Origin of the sequence: Cryobacterium algoricola, assembly GCF_004402485.1 — a bacterium.
GTDB lineage: Bacteria > Actinomycetota > Actinomycetes > Actinomycetales > Microbacteriaceae > Cryobacterium > Cryobacterium algoricola.
In genome coordinates, this window is record NZ_SOFG01000011.1 from 710,684 (window position 1) to 726,820 (window position 16,137).

Annotated in this window: 17 protein-coding genes; 7 read left to right on the forward strand and 10 right to left on the reverse strand. The window is 69.5% G+C overall.

The features are described from left to right. Window positions 1-138 precede the first annotated feature (138 nt). Window positions 139-1,059 (reverse strand): LLM class F420-dependent oxidoreductase, encoded by a 921-nt coding sequence (locus tag E3O44_RS10055; RefSeq protein ID WP_134534590.1) that lies wholly within the window; start codon window positions 1,057-1,059, stop codon window positions 139-141. A 36-nt stretch (window positions 1,060-1,095) separates the two neighbouring features. Then, window positions 1,096-2,052 carry a DNA-methyltransferase gene (locus E3O44_RS10060; protein ID WP_134534591.1) on the reverse strand — a complete coding sequence of 319 codons (957 nt, stop codon included), beginning with the start codon at window positions 2,050-2,052 and terminating at the stop codon, window positions 1,096-1,098. A gap of 34 nt (window positions 2,053-2,086) precedes the next feature. Here E3O44_RS10060 and E3O44_RS10065 point away from each other — a divergent pair, with 34 nt between their 5' ends. After that, entirely contained in the window at window positions 2,087-2,443 is a 357-nt protein-coding gene (locus E3O44_RS10065) for a GNAT family N-acetyltransferase (protein ID WP_134534592.1), read from the forward strand. A gap of 90 nt (window positions 2,444-2,533) precedes the next feature. Here the strand turns inward: E3O44_RS10065 and E3O44_RS10070 are convergent, their stop codons facing one another. Next, window positions 2,534-3,583, reverse strand: a complete 1,050-nt coding sequence (locus tag E3O44_RS10070) for a lipoate-protein ligase LplAB (protein ID WP_134534593.1) — start codon at window positions 3,581-3,583, stop codon at window positions 2,534-2,536. 9 nt (window positions 3,584-3,592) lie between these two features. Next, on the reverse strand, window positions 3,593-4,456 hold the full coding sequence (locus E3O44_RS10075; RefSeq protein WP_134534594.1) for an alpha/beta fold hydrolase: 864 nt from the start codon (window positions 4,454-4,456) through the stop codon (window positions 3,593-3,595). A 71-nt stretch (window positions 4,457-4,527) separates the two neighbouring features. Here E3O44_RS10075 and E3O44_RS10080 point away from each other — a divergent pair, with 71 nt between their 5' ends. Continuing rightward, window positions 4,528-5,004, forward strand: coding sequence for a MarR family winged helix-turn-helix transcriptional regulator (locus E3O44_RS10080; RefSeq protein WP_134534595.1), 477 nt, complete (start codon window positions 4,528-4,530; stop codon window positions 5,002-5,004). Then, on the forward strand, window positions 5,001-6,332 hold the full coding sequence (locus E3O44_RS10085; protein ID WP_166792606.1) for an MFS transporter: 1,332 nt from the start codon (window positions 5,001-5,003) through the stop codon (window positions 6,330-6,332). Before E3O44_RS10080 ends, E3O44_RS10085 begins: the two co-directional genes overlap by 4 nt. A gap of 234 nt (window positions 6,333-6,566) precedes the next feature. Here the strand turns inward: E3O44_RS10085 and E3O44_RS10090 are convergent, their stop codons facing one another. Further along, a complete protein-coding gene (locus tag E3O44_RS10090) occupies window positions 6,567-8,033 on the reverse strand; it encodes a peptide MFS transporter (protein WP_134534597.1) in 1,467 nt (488 codons plus the stop codon). A gap of 127 nt (window positions 8,034-8,160) precedes the next feature. Here E3O44_RS10090 and E3O44_RS10095 point away from each other — a divergent pair, with 127 nt between their 5' ends. Together E3O44_RS10095 and E3O44_RS10100 are read left to right on the forward strand one after the other, a co-directional pair. Then, a complete protein-coding gene (locus E3O44_RS10095; RefSeq protein WP_134534598.1) occupies window positions 8,161-8,556 on the forward strand; it encodes a sortase in 396 nt (131 codons plus the stop codon). A 198-nt stretch (window positions 8,557-8,754) separates the two neighbouring features. Further along, window positions 8,755-9,345, forward strand: coding sequence for a DJ-1/PfpI family protein (locus E3O44_RS10100; protein ID WP_134534599.1), 591 nt, complete (start codon window positions 8,755-8,757; stop codon window positions 9,343-9,345). Window positions 9,346-9,466: 121 nt separating this feature from the next. On the opposite strand, the gene E3O44_RS10105 is transcribed toward E3O44_RS10100, so the two are convergent. Next, window positions 9,467-10,240, reverse strand: a complete 774-nt coding sequence (locus E3O44_RS10105) for a dienelactone hydrolase family protein (protein ID WP_134534600.1) — start codon at window positions 10,238-10,240, stop codon at window positions 9,467-9,469. Between the two features lie 260 nt (window positions 10,241-10,500). Here E3O44_RS10105 and E3O44_RS10110 point away from each other — a divergent pair, with 260 nt between their 5' ends. Next, on the forward strand, window positions 10,501-11,484 hold the full coding sequence (locus E3O44_RS10110) for a FadR/GntR family transcriptional regulator (RefSeq protein ID WP_241976225.1): 984 nt from the start codon (window positions 10,501-10,503) through the stop codon (window positions 11,482-11,484). A gap of 124 nt (window positions 11,485-11,608) precedes the next feature. Next, window positions 11,609-12,871, forward strand: a complete 1,263-nt coding sequence (locus tag E3O44_RS10115; protein WP_134534601.1) for an alpha-hydroxy acid oxidase — start codon at window positions 11,609-11,611, stop codon at window positions 12,869-12,871. 160 nt (window positions 12,872-13,031) lie between these two features. Here the strand turns inward: E3O44_RS10115 and E3O44_RS10120 are convergent, their stop codons facing one another. The 4 genes from E3O44_RS10120 to ddaH form a co-directional block, all read right to left on the reverse strand. Further along, window positions 13,032-13,406: a type II toxin-antitoxin system death-on-curing family toxin gene (locus E3O44_RS10120; protein ID WP_134534602.1), complete on the reverse strand. Its 375-nt coding sequence runs from the start codon at window positions 13,404-13,406 to the stop codon at window positions 13,032-13,034. Between the two features lie 13 nt (window positions 13,407-13,419). Continuing rightward, window positions 13,420-13,626 (reverse strand): ribbon-helix-helix domain-containing protein, encoded by a 207-nt coding sequence (locus E3O44_RS10125; RefSeq protein ID WP_134534603.1) that lies wholly within the window; start codon window positions 13,624-13,626, stop codon window positions 13,420-13,422. A 115-nt stretch (window positions 13,627-13,741) separates the two neighbouring features. Beyond that, entirely contained in the window at window positions 13,742-15,040 is a 1,299-nt protein-coding gene (gene rocD / locus E3O44_RS10130; protein WP_134534604.1) for an ornithine--oxo-acid transaminase, read from the reverse strand. Further along, window positions 15,037-15,894, reverse strand: a complete 858-nt coding sequence (gene ddaH / locus E3O44_RS10135; RefSeq protein WP_134534605.1) for a dimethylargininase — start codon at window positions 15,892-15,894, stop codon at window positions 15,037-15,039. Before ddaH ends, rocD begins: the two co-directional genes overlap by 4 nt. Between the last annotated feature and the right edge of the window lie 243 nt (window positions 15,895-16,137).

Below are 16,137 nucleotides of genomic sequence, written 5' to 3' on the forward strand. Positions count from 1 at the left end.
CGCGCCGCGACATCCGCCCGCTCACTCACGAGCTACGTGAGGTGTCGCAGATCGATGTTCCCGGCGCCCCGGAACCTCGATATGCGACACCTCAGCTATGCGACACCTCAGCTGAGGGGCGAACGGGGTCTGGGGAGCTCAGGGCAGCTGGGGCACGACCTCACGGGCGATGAAGTCCAGGTGGTCGAGGTCGGCGAGGTCCATGATCTGCAGGTAGACCGTGTCGACGCCGGCCTCGGCGAGGGCGCCGAGCCGGTCGACGACCTCTGCGGCCGTGCCTGCGAGGCCGTGCTCGCGCAGCTCGGCGGGTTCCCGGCCGACCGCGGCGGCACGGCGCGCGAATTCGGCCTCGTCACGCCCGGCGACCGCGATGAGCGCAACCGAATAGTGCAACTCCCCCGGGTCGCGCCCGATCGCCGTGCACGCCGCCCGCACCCCGGCGAATTTGCCGGGAACGTCGGCGAACTCGGGGAACGGCAGGTTGAACTCGGTCGCGAACCGTGCCGCGAGGGCCGGTGTGCGCTTCGCTCCGCCGCCGCCGACGATCACGGGAACCCGCGCCTGGGCGGGTTTCGGCAGGGCGGGCGAGTCGACGAGCGTGTAGTGCTCGCCGGCAAAGTTGTGGCGGTCGCCGACCGGGGTCTCCCAGAGTCCGGTGACGATCTCGAGCTGCTCCTCGAGCATGCCGAAGCGTTTGGCCGGGAACGGGATCCCGTAGGCGAGGTGCTCCTCCTCGAACCAGCCGGTGCCGAGGCCGAGCTCGACCCGCCCGCCCGACATCTGGTCGACCTGGGCGACCTGGATCGCGAGGATCCCCGGCGCGCGGTAGGTCACCGAGGAGACGAGGGTGCCCAGGCGGATGCGGCTGGTCTCGCGAGCAAGTCCGGCGAGCGTCGTCCAGGCATCCGTCGGGCCGGGAAGCCCGCTGCCGCCCATGGCCAGGTAGTGGTCGGAGCGGAAGAACGCGTCGAACCCGAGCGTCTCCGTTGCCTGCGCGACCGCGAGGATATCGTCGTAGCTGGCGCCCTGCTGGGGTTCGGTGAAGATGCGGAGTCTCATCCCTCCAGTCTTCCAGATCGCCCGGAAGCGCCTTCCCTAGGACACGTCGAGGAACTCGACCTCCGGCAGAGCCGCGAACCGGGTGCGCATCACCTGGATGGACTCCGGGTTCTGGTCGACGAGCAGGAAACGACGGCCGAGGGACTCCGCGACGGCACCGGTCGTGCCGCTGCCGGCGAAGAAGTCGAGCACCCAGTCACCCTCACGACTCGAGGCCTGGATCATCCGCCGCAGGATGCCGACCGGCTTCTGGGTGGGGTATCCGGTCTTCTCCTTGCCCGTCGGCGACACGATCGTGTGCCACCAGACATCCGTGGGCAGCTTGCCCTTGGCGACCTTCTCCGGCGTGACGAGGCCGGGGGCCATGTAGGGCTCGCGGTCGACCGTCGTCGAGTCGAAGTAGTACTGCTGCGGGTTCTTCACGTAGACGAGGATCGTGTCGTGCTTGGTCGGCCAGCGATTCTTGGACTTCGCGCCGTAGTCGTACGCCCAGATCAGCTCGTTGAGGAAGCAGTCGCGGCCGAAGAGCGCGTCGAGGAGCACCTTCGCGTAGTGCGCCTCACGGTAGTCGAGGTGCAGGTAGAGCGTGCCGTCTTCGGCGAGGAGACGCCAGGCCTCGATCAGTCGCGGCTCGAGGAACGCCCAGTAGTCCTCGAACTGATCGTCGTAGCCGAGCAGGTCGCCCTTGATCCGCTCGTAGAGCTGCCCCTTGAACCCCGTGATGGTGCCGGTCGCCGCCAAACCGCCCGCGCGCGGCGAAGTCCCAGTGACCCCAATCGGGGGGACGGGGACCGCGCCCGTTTCGGAGCTGGATTCGCCCGCCTGGACGACCCTCACGGACGTCGTCGTGCGCCGATTCTGCTTCCGACCGGTGTTAAAGGGCGGGTCGAGGTAGATCAGCGTGAACGCACCGTCGGGAAGGGCCGGCAGGATTTCGAGGTTGTCTGCACGGATGACACGGTTGGGGGATGACGGTGACCACGCGGTTGGCATTCCCTCATTGTGTCAGTCGGCTTACTCTATGGGGATGACTACAGACTCCCCGACGACCGAATCGACGACGACTCCGGCGGATGCGACGACGCAGGATGCCGCGCGTCCCGTCGTCCGGCACGAGCCGGCCCTGTCCCGGTACACCCTGCTGATCGGGGATGCGACGGCGGGTTTCGCCGACTATGAGGTCGACGGCTCGCGCGTGCTGTTCACGCACGTCGAGGTGGACCCGCGGCACCGCGGCGAAGGACTCGCCAGCATCCTCGTCGAGCAGGCGCTTGACGACATGCGCGAGCGCACCGACCTCACGGTCGTCGCGGTCTGCCCCTACGTCGTCGCGTGGATCGACAAGCACGCCGAATACCAGGACCTCCTGACCCGCGGCCAGTAGCCCGCGCGCCGGCCCCGCCCGCGAGCCCCGCTCGTTCCGGCAACCCCCTTCCGCGAAAGTGCACTTTCGCGGGGAGAAGAGGGCGGCAGGCTAGGGGACGCGGGCGATCCACTCGTCGGTGCCGAACTTGCTCTCGACGAGGGCGGCGGCCGCGGCGTATTCCGCTTCGGTGATGTCGCCCTCCACCGCGCCGTACAGGGACGTGAAGGTCTGCTTCATCCGGTCGATGATCTCGGCACGGCTGAGGCCGGTCTGGCTGCGGAGCGGGTCGACCCGCTTGACGGCGCTCGTGATGCCCTTGTCGCTGAGCTTTTCGCGACCTATGCGCAGCACCTGCACCATCTTCTCGCCGTCCATGTCGTAGCTCATGGTGACGTGGTGCAGCACGGCACCGCTGCCGAGCCGCTTCTGCGCGGCCCCGCCGATCTTGCCGGTCGGGCTCGTGATGTCGTTGAGCGGCTGGTAGTGCGCGTCGATGCCGAGGGAGCGCAGCGCCGTGAGCACCCATTCGTCGAGGAAGGCGTAGGAGTCCGCGAAGGTCATTCCCTGCACGAGCGCCGTGGGCGCGTAGATCGAGTACGTGATCACAGAGCCGGCCTCCATGAACATGGCGCCGCCACCGCTGATCCGGCGGACGACGGTGAACCCGTGGGCCTCCGCCTGCTCGGCGTCGACCTCGTTCCGGAGCGACTGGAAGCTGCCGATGACGACGGCGGGCTCCGTCCACTCCCAGATCCGCAGCGTCGGCTTGCGCCTGCCCTCACCGACCTCGATCGCGAGCACCTCGTCGAGCGCCATCTGCATCACCGGTGGCACGGCCTTGGAGTGCACGAGCTGCCAGTCGTAGTCACGCCACCCGCTCGCCTGGGCGAGGGACCTGCGGATCGCAACCGCGACGGCCTCGGGGGAGAATCCGAGCAGCGTGGCCTGGGCAGGCAGCGCCGCGCGCACGGCGGCGGCGAGGCCGGCAGCATCCGTGCCAGCGGGAAGGCCGGTCACGGCCGCGTTGATCGCCCCGAGGGCATCGTCGGGTTCGAGGAAGAAGTCCCCCGCGAGCCGGAAATTAACGATCGTGTCATCGACGACGTCCAGGTCGACGACCACGAGCTTGCCACCAGGGACCTTGTATTCACCATGCATGAGGCCAGCCTAACCGTCGATTCCACCGAGCCCCGGGGGTAACTGCCCGTCGAGCCAGCCGATCAGTTCGGCGAAGACCTCGGCACGGTTGGTTTCGTTGAAGACTTCATGCCGGGCACCGGGATATACCACCAGGCGAATGTCTCGCAGGCCTGAGCGACGTGCGTATGCATTCTTGAGCATGGTTGCGCTGCGCTCCCCGCCGACGGTGTCGTCCCCACCGACGAGGATCAGGAGCGGGAGGTCCGATGGCAGCCCGCGCGCCGGGCGACCGAAGAGCCGTGCGGCCTCGCGCACGCCGAAGAGCTTCGCGAGCGGGGTCACTGTCGTGAGCGGATCGGCGATGAAGGCCTCGGCGACCGCGGGATCGCGGCTGAGCCATTCGACGCCCGTCGTACCCAGGTGCTTGTGCCGCGCGTTCAGGTCCCCGCCGTTGAGGTATCCCGGCCAGCGATAGGCCGTGCCGGTCAGGACCACGGCCGCATAGTCATCCGCGTGCTCGTTGACGATCATCTGCGCCATGAACGAGCCCCAGCTGTGCCCGAGCAGGACGAGCGGGAGGTGCGGGTGCTCCGAGCGGATGATGCCGCTCAGCTGATGCACGCCGGCGACCGCGGCCCGCAAACCGCCGGGACCGAGCCGCCCGATCTTGGTCGTGTCACCCGCGTACTGCCGCATCCCGGTTCGTCCGTGGCCGCGATGGTCGTCCGCGTAGACGGTGTAGCCGGCCGCGTTCAACCGGCCCACGAGCTCGGTGTAGCGGTTGGCGTGTTCGCCGAAGCCGTGCACCACCTGGACGACCGCCCGCGGGCGCGGAACCGGCCAGACGTAGTACTCGAAGGTGACGCCGTAGTCATCCGTGAAGGTAGGCACGGGGCCAGTCTGTCAGAATGCACGATTTCCGGGGAATACTTAGCCTCGCTAAACGGTTACAGTTATCAGTTATGGAATCCACGATCGCTCCGGCCTCGACCCCGCCGGACGCCCCCGCCGGTCATCGGCCGACGATTGCCGAGCTCAGCCACGACTTCCGCGTGGCCAACGGCCGCCTCGCGCGCCGCCTGCGCCAGGAAAAAGCGGACAACGAACTGAGTGCGAGCCAGTTCTCCGCCCTCGGCTCGCTCTTCTTCAACGGCCCCTTCACCCTGCGCGAACTCAGCGAGCACGAGCGGGTCACTCCGCCCTCGATGAGCCGCACCGTCGGGGTGCTCGTGTCGGCCGGACTTGTCCACCGGGCGGGATCCACGGACGACGGCCGAAAGATCATCCTGACCGTGACCGACTCCGGTCGCACCCTGATGCACGAGACTCGCAACCGGCGGGATGCCTGGCTCGCCCTGCGCATCGCCAAGCTCAGCCCCGCGCAGCGCACCGTGCTCACCGAAGCCATCACCGTCATGAAGGAGCTCACCGACAGTTGAGTGCCATGTTCCGCTCCCTGAGCGTCGCGAACTACCGGATCTGGTTCGCCGGCGCCCTGGTGTCGAACATCGGAACCTGGATGCAGCGCACCGCCCAGGACTGGATCGTCCTGACGATGCTGACCGACCACAACGCAACGGCCGTCGGGATCGTGATGGCCCTGCAGTTCGGGCCGCAACTCGTGCTGATGCCGTGGTCCGGCCTCATCGCCGACCGGTTCAACCGGCGCAAGCTCCTCATCGCGACCCAGAGCCTGATGGGCGTGCTTGCCCTCGGCCTCGGCCTGATCGTGGTGACGGGCGTCGCCCAGCTCTGGCACGTCTACCTCTTCGCGCTCGGGCTCGGCATCGTCGCCGCGATCGACTCGCCCGCTCGACAGACCTTCGTCTCCGAGCTCGTCCCCGACAGCAACCTGTCCAACGCTGTCGCACTGAATTCGGCCTCGTTCAACGGAGCCCGCCTGATCGGCCCGGCCGTGGCCGGCCTGCTGACGGTCGCCGTCGGCGCCGGCTGGGTCTTCCTGATCAACGCCGTCACCTTCGCCGCCACCGTCTTCGCGATGACCCTGCTGCACACGAACGAGCTACGCGTCCAGCCGCGGGCGCCCCGGAAGCGCGGCCAGCTGCTGGCCGGCTTCCGCTACGTCTCGCATCGACCGGACATCATCGTCGTCCTGATCGCGGTCTTCCTGATCGGCACCTTCGGGCTCAACTTCGCGATTTTCACCGCGACCATGGCGACAGTCGAGTTCCACATGGGCGCCGGGGAATTCGGGCTGCTGAGCTCCATCATGGCGATCGGCTCGGTCGCGGGAGCGCTGCTCTCGGCCCGCCGCAGCCGCCCCCGGCTGCGCCTCGTCGTCGCCGGCGCCGCGCTCTTCGGCGTATCCTGCGGAATCGCCGCGGTGATGCCGACCTATCTCAGCTTCGCGGTCTCCCTCGTCTTCGTCGGACTGTTCTCGCTCACGCTGATGACGACCGCGAACGCCTATGTGCAGACCACGACGAAGCCCGCGATGCGCGGCCGGGTGATGGCGCTCTACATGGCCATCTTCGCCGGCGGCACCCCGCTCGGCGCCCCGTTCGTGGGCTGGGTGGCGGACCGGTTCGGCCCACGCTGGGCCCTGGGCGTCGCGGCGCTCTCGGGAGTCCTCGCGGCAGGGGCCATGCTGTTCTGGCTGGTCAGGTACCGCAGCCTGCGCGTGCGGTACCGCCGCGGGGTCGTGCCCCACGTGCAGGTGCACCACGACGGCGACGGACGCGACCGCGACCCGATCGACAGAGAAACCGCCACCCGCGAGATCGCGATCATCGAGGCGACCCGCTAGGTCGGATCGCGCCGGCGCCGGTTTCGGCAGGCCGCGCCCGTGCCGAGCCGCGCCCGCGCCGGTTTCCGCAGCCCGCACCCGCCGTTTCGGGAGCGGGCTGCCGAAACGGGGGCGACGGATGCCGAGCGACCGGCCAGCGGTATCCGCTCACCGACCGCGACGGCCGGGCGACGGATGCCGGCAGCCCGGCCACCGGCATCCGCTCGCCGAGTCGTGCGGCGGGCAGGGACCTCGCTAGCGCACCCCGCCCATGAGGCGGAGCACCGGCCGGGCGAAGACCGCGAGGCCGATGCCGAACAGGATCGCGACGCCGCCGATCACGCTGAAGTAGAGCGTCTCGGGGACCTCGGTGTACCACTGGGCGAGCCAACCGGACACGGCGGTGCCGAGCGCGATCGACAGGAAGAACAGCGCGACCATCTGGGTGCGGAACGGCGCCGGCGCGAGCTTGGTGGTGAGCGCGAGGCCGACCGGGCCGATCAGGAGCTCGGCGACCGTGAGCACGAAGAGGATGCCGATCATCGCGAGCATCGGCGTGGAGTTGGCCCCGCCGCCCACGAACGGCAGGAAGCCGAGGAACGCGACACCCATGACCGCGGTGCCGAGCGCGAACTTGACCGGCGTCGACGGCTGGCGGCTTCCCCAGCGGGTCCAGAGCGCGGCGAAGACGCCGGAGAGCAGGATGATGAACACCGGGTTGAAGGACTGGATCCAGGACACCGGGATCTCCCAGCCGAACAGGTGCCGGTCGAGGCGCTCGTCCGTATAGATCGTGACGACCGTGAACTGCTGCTGGGAGAGCGACCAGAACACGGCGCTCGCGAGGAAGAGCGGGATGAAGGCGTAGACCTGCTTGCGCTCGACGATGCTGATCTGGCGGTTGCGCAGGATGACGACGAAGTAGCTGATCGTCGCGACGACCGTCAGCGCGATGACGAGGGTGACGAGGCCGTCCGCCGTGATCACGCCGGCGAGCACGAGCACCACGACGAGCACGACGGCGGCGATTGCGCCGACGAGGTACCGGGTCCAGCGTGAGCGCGGGAGCGGGTTCGGGACCTGGTGCACGACCTCGGGGAGGCCCTTCCGTCCGAACGAGTACTGGGTGAGCCCGATCGCCATGCCGACGGCCGCGAGGCCGAAGCCGAAGTGGAAGCCGGCCGTCGTCTGCAGGAGCCCGGTCAGGATGGGGCCGAAGAACGCGCCGAGGTTGATCCCGAGGTAGAAGAGGGAGAAGCCGGCGTCGAGGCGGGGGTCGTCCCGCGTGTAGAGCGAACCGACGACGCTCGTCGCGTTGGCCTTGAGGCCGCCGCTGCCGACCGCGATCAGGAGGAGGCCTGCGGTCACGCCGGCGACACCGGGAACAAGGGCGAGGGCGATATGCCCGAGCATGATCACGATGGCGCTGTAGAACAGCACCCGCTCGCTGCCGAGCACCCGGTCGGCGATCCACGCCCCCAGGATCGTCGAGAGATAGACCCCTCCGCCGTACGCGCCGACGATGCCGGCGGCCGTCGCCTGCTCGATCCCCAGGCCGCCGTCGGCCGCCGAGTAGTACAGGTACAGGAGCAGGATGCCCTGCATCCCATAGAAGGAGAACCGCTCCCACATCTCGACGCCGAAGATATTGGCGAGAGCCCGCGGTTGCCCGAAGAAGCTGCGGTCTTTGTGGGCGGGGACGGGTTTTTCGACCGTGGTCATCTCTCGACTGTATCGGGTGCCCCCTGGATCGGGGGCATCGGCGCATCTCACGGCGCTGCCGCCACGGCACGATACGATCGTGGTCGAGCGAAGAACGAGCACCAGGCACTCGGCGCGAGAGGGGCGAATGGACACGCACGACCTCATCGGGCTGATCAGCGAGGTCCTGACCCTCGTCGGGTTCGTCGTCGGCGCCGTCCTGTATGCCCTCGGCCTTGCCATTCGCGGCGTCAAGGGCGGGTGGGTGGCCACGGATGGCGTGATCGCGTCCTCGGGATCGCACACGGTCATCCGCTGGTTCGACCGCTCGGGGGATGTGCACGAGCGGGCCGCGAACACGCACGAGAGCCACCGACTCGCCCCCGGCGACGACGTGCCGGTCTGGTACCACTCCCGCGACGCCTCCCGCGGGGTGACGCACGCCCCGGAGTCGGAGGGCAAGGCCCTGCGCCTGACCGGGCTGATCCTGCTCGGCACCGGGCTCGTGTCTGCGGTCCTCGGCATCGTGCTGATGTTCGTCTGAGCCGGGCTGCAGCGGTTCTCGGCGGTTTCCAGCGGTTCTCGGCGGTTCTCGGCGGTTCTGAGCGGTTCTGAGCGGTTCTCGGCGGTTCTGCGCCGGACTGCGCCCGCGGCACTTGCCCGGCGCGCCGGTCGGGGGAACACTGAAGGCGTCCGCGCACGACCCGTGCACTGAATTCAGCATCGTTCAGAGAGGAACGTCATGACCAAGATCCTCATTCTCACCGGCGACGCCGCCGAGACCCTCGAGGTGTTCTATCCCTACCAGCGGCTGCTCGAGGAGGGCTTCGAGGTGCATATCGGCGCCCCGGAGAAGAGGAAGCTCCAGTTCGTCGTGCACGACTTCGTGGACGGCTTCGACACGTACACCGAGAAGCTCGGCCACACCTGGGACGCCGACGTGGCCTTCAAGGACGTCGACCCGGCCGACTACGCCGCGATCGTCGTCCCGGGCGGGAGAGCCCCGGAGTACATCCGCAACGACGAGGACGCGAAGCGGATCGTCCGGCACTTCTTCGAGCGGAACGCCCCCGTCGCCGCGCTCTGCCACGGCCCGATGCTCCTCGCCGCCGCCGGGGTACTCCACGGCCGCACGAGCTCGGCATACCCCGCACTTCAGATCGACGTCGAGCTCGGCGGTGGCGTGTTCGAGAACGGCGCCGGCGTCGTCGACGGCAACCTCGTCTCCGGCAGGGCCTGGCCGGACCACCCCTCCTGGATGCGCGAATTCATGAAGCTGCTCGCGGCATCCGGCGTCACCCCCACCGAGCCCGCCCTCGCGTCTGCCCACTGAGACCGGCACTCACCGCCGTCGCCGGCACCCCGAACCACTTCGACGGAGATTCTGTCCGGAAAGCGCTTGAACCGCGCTCTCACATACTCACAACCCGAAAACTCCGTCGAATTGGTTCGGGTCAGTCGGCAGGGGCGGGCTCTGCGTGCGGGCCAGGGGCGAGGTGCTCGCCGAAGAAGGACTCGATGCGGGTCCAGGCGTCGGCGGCGGCCTCCGGGTCGGGGCCGGCGCCGAGGATACGCTGCGTGAGGAAACGCACGGCGGCCGGGCCCGTTTCGGCGTCGTTGAGGAAGGAGTGTCCGGCGCTTGGGTATTCCTTGACGTCGTGCGGCACGCCGGAACGCACGAGTCCGTCCTCGAGCCTGGCCGCGGCGCCGACGAGCGAACGGTCCCGCCCGCCGTAGCTGCCCACGATCGGGCAGGCGCCCTCGAGCGCGGCGTCGAGATCCTTCGGAAGCCGGCCGTAATTGACGGATGCCACGGCGAACCCCCGCGTGGCGGCCGCGAGCGCGAAGCCGCCGCCCATGCAGAAGCCGAGCACCCCCACCTCACCCGTGCAGTCCGGCCGGGCGATGAGCGCCTGGCGCGCGTTCTCGATGTCGACGAAGGCACGCCCTTCGCCCGCGGACAGGGCGCGGAAGGTCGCAACGAGGCACTTCCGGGCGCCGCCCTCCGTGAAGAGGTCGGGCATCAGGGCGAGGTAGCCCGCCGAAGCCAGCCGCTCGACCTGGCGGCGCATCACGTCGCTGATCCCGAAGGCCTCGTGCACAAGGACGACCCCTGGCCAGGGGCCGGGGCCGGCCGGAACGCCCAGCACCGCCCGGAGCCCCGCGCTTCCGCCGCTCGCGGCCGGGAGTTCGAGGTCGATCAGCTGCGGGGCGGGGTGCGCGGTCATGGGGCCTCCTGGCCTGGGCGTGCTCGGGTTGGAGGAACCATATCGCAATGGCACCCGCCAACGAATCCGCGAGAGTACGAAATCGGCCCCTCCGGACGACGCGAAGGGGCCTTTTTCGTACTCTCGCGGCGGGAGGGGCGGGTTGGGGACGGGGTGGACCCGGGTAGGCGTCGCCGTGTAGTGTGTGGTCAGACCACAGCGGCGCCGTCTTACAGCTGCCGCCCAACGACCGGCACCACCCCACTGCCGAGGAGGAGCCCGTGACCGTTGACGCCGTGCCCGTACCGGGCGCACTCCCGGACGAACCCCGGGCCTGGGAGCTCGTGCTCGAGTCGATCGAGCGCGATCTGCTCTCGGGTCGGCTGCGGCCCGGGGATCGCCTCGCCCCCGAACGCGCCCTCGCCGCCTCCCTCGGTGTCGGCCGGTCGAGCGTGCGCGAGGCGATCCGGGTGCTCGAGGTGCTCGGGCTCGTGCGCACCGCGACGGGCTCAGGGCCGACCTCGGGGGCGATCATCGTCGCGCTGCCCGGCGGCGGGATGTCGGCGCTGATGCGGCTGCAGGTCGCGGCCCGGGGCTTCCCGGTCGCGGACGTCGTGAAGACCCGGCTCGTGCTCGAGGCGGCCGTCGTGACCGAGCTCGCCGAGGCGCACGGCAGCCCGGCTCGCGCGTCGACGTCGGTGCCCGTGCCGACCTCCGTGCCGACTTCGGTGCCCGTGCCGATGTCCGTGCCGGTGCCGGTGCCGGCCTCCCCGGCGGCCGCGGCGGCCACGGATGCCGGGACGACCGTACCAACGCCGGCCGGCGGCCAGACCGGGGTCGGCACCGGGTCCCTGGCCCGCGCGGAACAGCTCCTCGACGCGATGGATGCGCAGGGCCGGACGGAGGCCGAGTTCCTGGCGCTCGATGCGCAGTTCCACCTCGCCCTCGCCGAGGCGTCCGGGAACCAGGTCATCACGGCGACCATGGCCGGACTCCGCAGCGCGATCGAAGCGTATGCCCGCGCGGGCGTGGCCCGACTCGGGTCGTGGGCGGAGGCATCCGCTCGCCTCAGGCTCGAACACCGGGAGATCGTCGCGTGCATTCGCGCGGCAGACCCCGCAGCGGCCCGACGGGCGGTGCAGTCGCATATCGCGGGGTACTACGCCGAGACCCGGCTGACGGAGACACCGGGAGATCCGGGCAGTGCCGAAATTCCGCCCGCCGTCCCGACGCGAGCCGAGCCGACCCGAACCGACATGACCTGAACCGACGCGACCCGGCGCGACCCGGACCGACGCGACCCGCCCAGCCGACCGACTCGCCGGAAACACCGACCGAGCCCCCGACCCCGCCCTGCCAGCCCCCAGCCCCAGAACGGAATTCCAGACCATGGTTCAACGACGCATCCCCAAAATCAAGGACCTTGCCCCGCTCATGCAGTTCAAGGCGCCGGAGCTCAACGCGAAGAAGCGCCGCCTCGAGAGCGCCCTCACCATCTACGACCTGCGCGCGATCGCCAAGCGGCGCACGCCGAAGGCCGCGTTCGACTACACCGAGGGAGCCGCAGAGGCGGAGATCTCACTCGCCCGCGCCCGCCAGGCCTTCGAGGACATCGAGTTCCACCCGGCGATCCTGCGCGACGTCTCGACGGTCTCGACCGGCTGGGACGTGCTCGGGGCGCCCGTCGCCCTCCCGTTCGGGATCGCGCCGACCGGATTCACCCGGATGATGCAGACCGAGGGCGAGATCGCCGGCGCGCACGCGGCCGCGAAGGCCGGCATCCCGTTCTCGCTCTCGACGATGGGCACGACCGCGATCGAGGACGTCAAGGCCGCCAACCCGCACGGGCGCAACTGGTTCCAGCTCTACATGTGGAAGGACCGCGACCGCTCGATGGCCCTCGTCGACCGGGCCGCGAAGGCCGGCTTCGACACCCTGCTCGTGACGGTCGACGTGCCCGTCGCCGGCGCGCGCCTGCGCGACAAGCGCAACGGGTTCTCGATCCCGCCGCAGCTCACCCTCGGCACCGTGGTCAACGCACTCCCGCGCCCGGAATGGTGGATCAACTTCCTCACGACGGAACCGCTCGCCTTCGCGTCCCTCGACCGCTGGAGCGGCACCGTCGGGGAACTGCTCGACACCATGTTCGACCCGACCGTCACCTTCGAGGACCTCGCCTGGATCAAGGCGCAGTGGCCGGGCAAGGTCGTCGTCAAGGGCGTGCAGAACGTGGCGGATGCCGCCAGGCTCGCCGAAATGGGCGTCGACGCGATCATCCTCTCCAACCACGGGGGCCGCCAGCTCGACCGCGCCCCGATCCCGTTCCACCTGCTGCCCGAGGTCGCTCGCGAAGTGGGCAACGACCTCGAGGTGCACCTCGACACGGGCATCATGAGCGGTGCCGACATCGTCGCAGCCGTCGCCCTCGGCGCTCGGTTCACCCTCGTCGGCCGGGCCTACCTCTATGGGCTGATGGCCGGCGGCGAGGCCGGCGTCGACCGGGCTGTGCAGATCCTCGCGGAGCAGATCACCCGCACCATGCGGCTGCTCGGCGTGACGTCGCTCGAGGAACTCGAGCCGGGGCACGTCACCCAGCTCTCCCGCCTGAGCCGCATCGCCCGTCCGGAGGGCGTGCCCGCGACACGGCCCTAGCGCCGAGATGGCCCGTTTCCGCCGAACCGACCCGCTGCAACGGGCCGACTCGGCGAAAACGGGTCGACTCGACGCCGGACGCCAGTGTGCCGCGCTCCGTCACTCAGGGCGCTGGGACGCTGGGACGCTGGGACGCTGGGACGCTGGGACGCTGGGACGCTCAGGGTGCCGGGACGAGATGGCGCGCGAGCATCGTTGCGATCCCGTCGAGGTCGAGCTCACTCTGCGCGACCGCGATCACGAGGTGGAACGCGTCATCCGTCGACATGACCACGCGAAAGCCGTTGAGCCGCAGGAACGCGAGGGTGAGGATCCAGGACAGCCGCTTGTTCCCGTCGAACAGTGGGTGGTTCTGGGCCAGTGACGACATGAGCGCGGCGGCCTTCAGCTCGAGCGTCGCATAGGCATCCTCACCGAACATGCCCGCCGATGGCCGGGCGAGCGCGGAGAAGAGCAGTCCCTGGTCGCGAATGTGAAGTCCGAGGTGTGCCACGACAGCCAAGGCCTGCTCCGGCTCGATGTACTCGATCACCATCGCGCCCGCGGACTCAGGCGTCTTCGAGCCGGGTCAGCAGGTCAGCGTATTCCGCAGAGATCTCGTCCACGCTCGTCAGCACGCGCGCTGTCTTTGATTCCTGTCGTGCGAAGCGATCGGCCGCCTCGATGAGCAACGCGTGCTTGGAGGTATGGCGCAGGCGGGCGAGGGACTCCAGCGCGGAGTCGAGCTCTGGGGGGAGTCTGACGGTCATAGCCATGCCGAAATGGTACCACTGTGGTACCACCACGTCGAGAGTGCCCATGTCCGCCGAACCGACCCGCTGGGACGGGTCGACTCGGCGAAAACGGCACAGGTCAGCGGCCGGCGGCGAGCTATGCGGTGGCGAACCCGTCGAGCACGGCGGCGAGCTGGGCGACGGCCCAGTCGAGGTCGGCTTCGGAGACGCAGAGCGGCGGGGCGAGCCGGATCGTGGAGCCGTGGGTGTCCTTGGCCAGGACCCCGCGGACCATGAGCGCCTCGCAGACCGCGCGACCGCTTGCGAGATTCGGGTCGATGTCGATTCCGGCCCACAGCCCGGCGCCGCGGACCGCGACGACCCCGTGCCCGATGAGGCCGTTCAGCGCTTCGTGGAGGTGGGCGCCGAGCACGCGGGCGCGCTCCTGGTAGTCGCCCTCGGCCAGCATCCGCACGACGGCGAGGCCGACGGCGGCGGCGAGCGGGTTGCCGCCGAACGTCGAGCCGTGCTCGCCCGGGTGCAGGACGCCGAGCACGTCGCGGTTGCCGACGACCGCGGACACCGGAACGATGCCGCCGCCGAGGGCCTTGCCCAGGAGGTACAGGTCGGGCACGACGCCCACGAGGTCGCACGCGAACGTGGCGCCGGTGCGGCCGAGACCGGACTGGATCTCATCCGCGATGAAGAGCACGTTGTGGCGCGTGGTGATCTCGCGCACCGCGGGGAGGTAGCCGGCGGGCGGCACGACGATGCCGGCCTCGCCCTGGATCGGCTCGAGCAGCACGGCGACGGTGTTCTCGTCGATCGCGGCCTCGAGCGCCGCGGCGTCGCCGAACGGCACGGTGCGGAATCCGGGCGTGAACGGGCCGAAGCCCGCGCGGGCGGACTCATCGTCGGAGAAGCTGATGATCGTGGTGGTGCGGCCGTGGAAGTTGCCGCCGGCGACGATGATGTTCGCCCGGTCGGCCGCGACGCCCTTCACGCGGTAGCCCCAGGCGCGGGCGACCTTGATGCCGGACTCGACGGCCTCGGCTCCCGTGTTCATCGGAAGCACCATGTCCTTGTGGGCGAGCTCGGCGAGGGCCGTGACGAACGGGCCGAGCTGGTCGTTGTGGAAGGCGCGGCTCGTGAGGGTGATCCGGCCGAGCTGGGCGCGGGCGGCGTCGAGCAGCACGGGGTTCGAGTGGCCGAAGTTGACCGCGGAGTACGCGGCGAGACAGTCCAGGTAACGCTTGCCGTCGACATCCGTCACCCAGGCACCGTCACCGGTCGCGACCACGACGGGCAGCGGGTGGTAGTTGTGGGCGGCGTGCTCCTCTTCGAGGGCGATGAAGGCGGCGGGCGTTGCGGATGCCTGCGTCGGGGCGCCGGGGGCGGCATCCGTCGTCTGCTCGGCGCGGTGCGCGCCCGGCCGGGTGTTCGTGGGGGCGCTCATCGGCGCAGCTCCAGGGTGCAGCACTTGACGCCGCCGCCGCCGAGGAGGAGCTCGGAGAGGTCGACGCCGATCGGGTTGTAGCCGCGTTCGCGGAGTTGGCGCTCGAAGTCCTTCGCACGGGCGGCGATGACGACGTTGTAGCCGTCCGAGTAGGAGTTGAGGCCGAGGATCGCGGCGTCCTCCTCGGTGACGATGATCGCGTCGGGGTAGCGTTCACGCAGCACGGCGAGGCTCGGTTCGTCGAAGGCGCTCGGCAGGTACGCGATGTTGGTGTCGTCGAGCACGGCGATCGCGGTATCGAGGTGGTAGAAGCTCGGGTTGACGAGGTTGAGCGTGATGACCGGACGGCCGTAGATCGCGGAGACCTCCTCGTGGCTGTTCGAGGCGCTGCGGAAGCCGGTGCCGGCGAGGATGACGTCTCCGACGAGCAGGAAATCGCCCTCGCCCTCGTTGATCTCGACGGGCACGCGCACGTCGAAGCCGTTGGCGCGGAACCAGTCCATGTACGCGGGGCCCTCCGGCTGGCGCTCCGGGTACGTGAACGCGGCGCCGTAGGCGATGTTGTCGATGACGAATCCGCCGTTGGCGGCGTAGACCATGTCGGGCAGGCCGTCGATCGGGTCGATCAGGTGCACGTCGAAGCCGAGGCCGACGTAGGTGTCGTAGAGGGTCTGCCACTGGGCGACGGCGAGGCTCGTGTCGGTGGGGATGGCCGGGTCCATCCACGGGTTGATCCGGTACACGACGGTGAAGTAGTCGGGCTTGCACATCAGCACCGTGCGCTTGACGGCCGTGCGCACCGGGGCGAGCGCCGAGGTCGCTGGCGTCGTCGTGGGGTCGAGATCGATGGTCATGAGGTCTCCTTCGTCTGCGCTCCGTCGGCTTCTGCCGGAATCGGAACGCGGGGTGGATGGCGGACCAGGTCACTCATGAGAGCTCTGCGCGGCTGGACGACAGCCCACTGACTGCCGATCGGCACCGCACAGAGACGCCGTGCCCATTCTCACACAGCGTGAATCAACGTTGCACGCCAATATGCGCGCATAATCGGCGTGATTGTCGCCTTGTGCGCAGGATTTCCACGTCGCTGCGCCGAA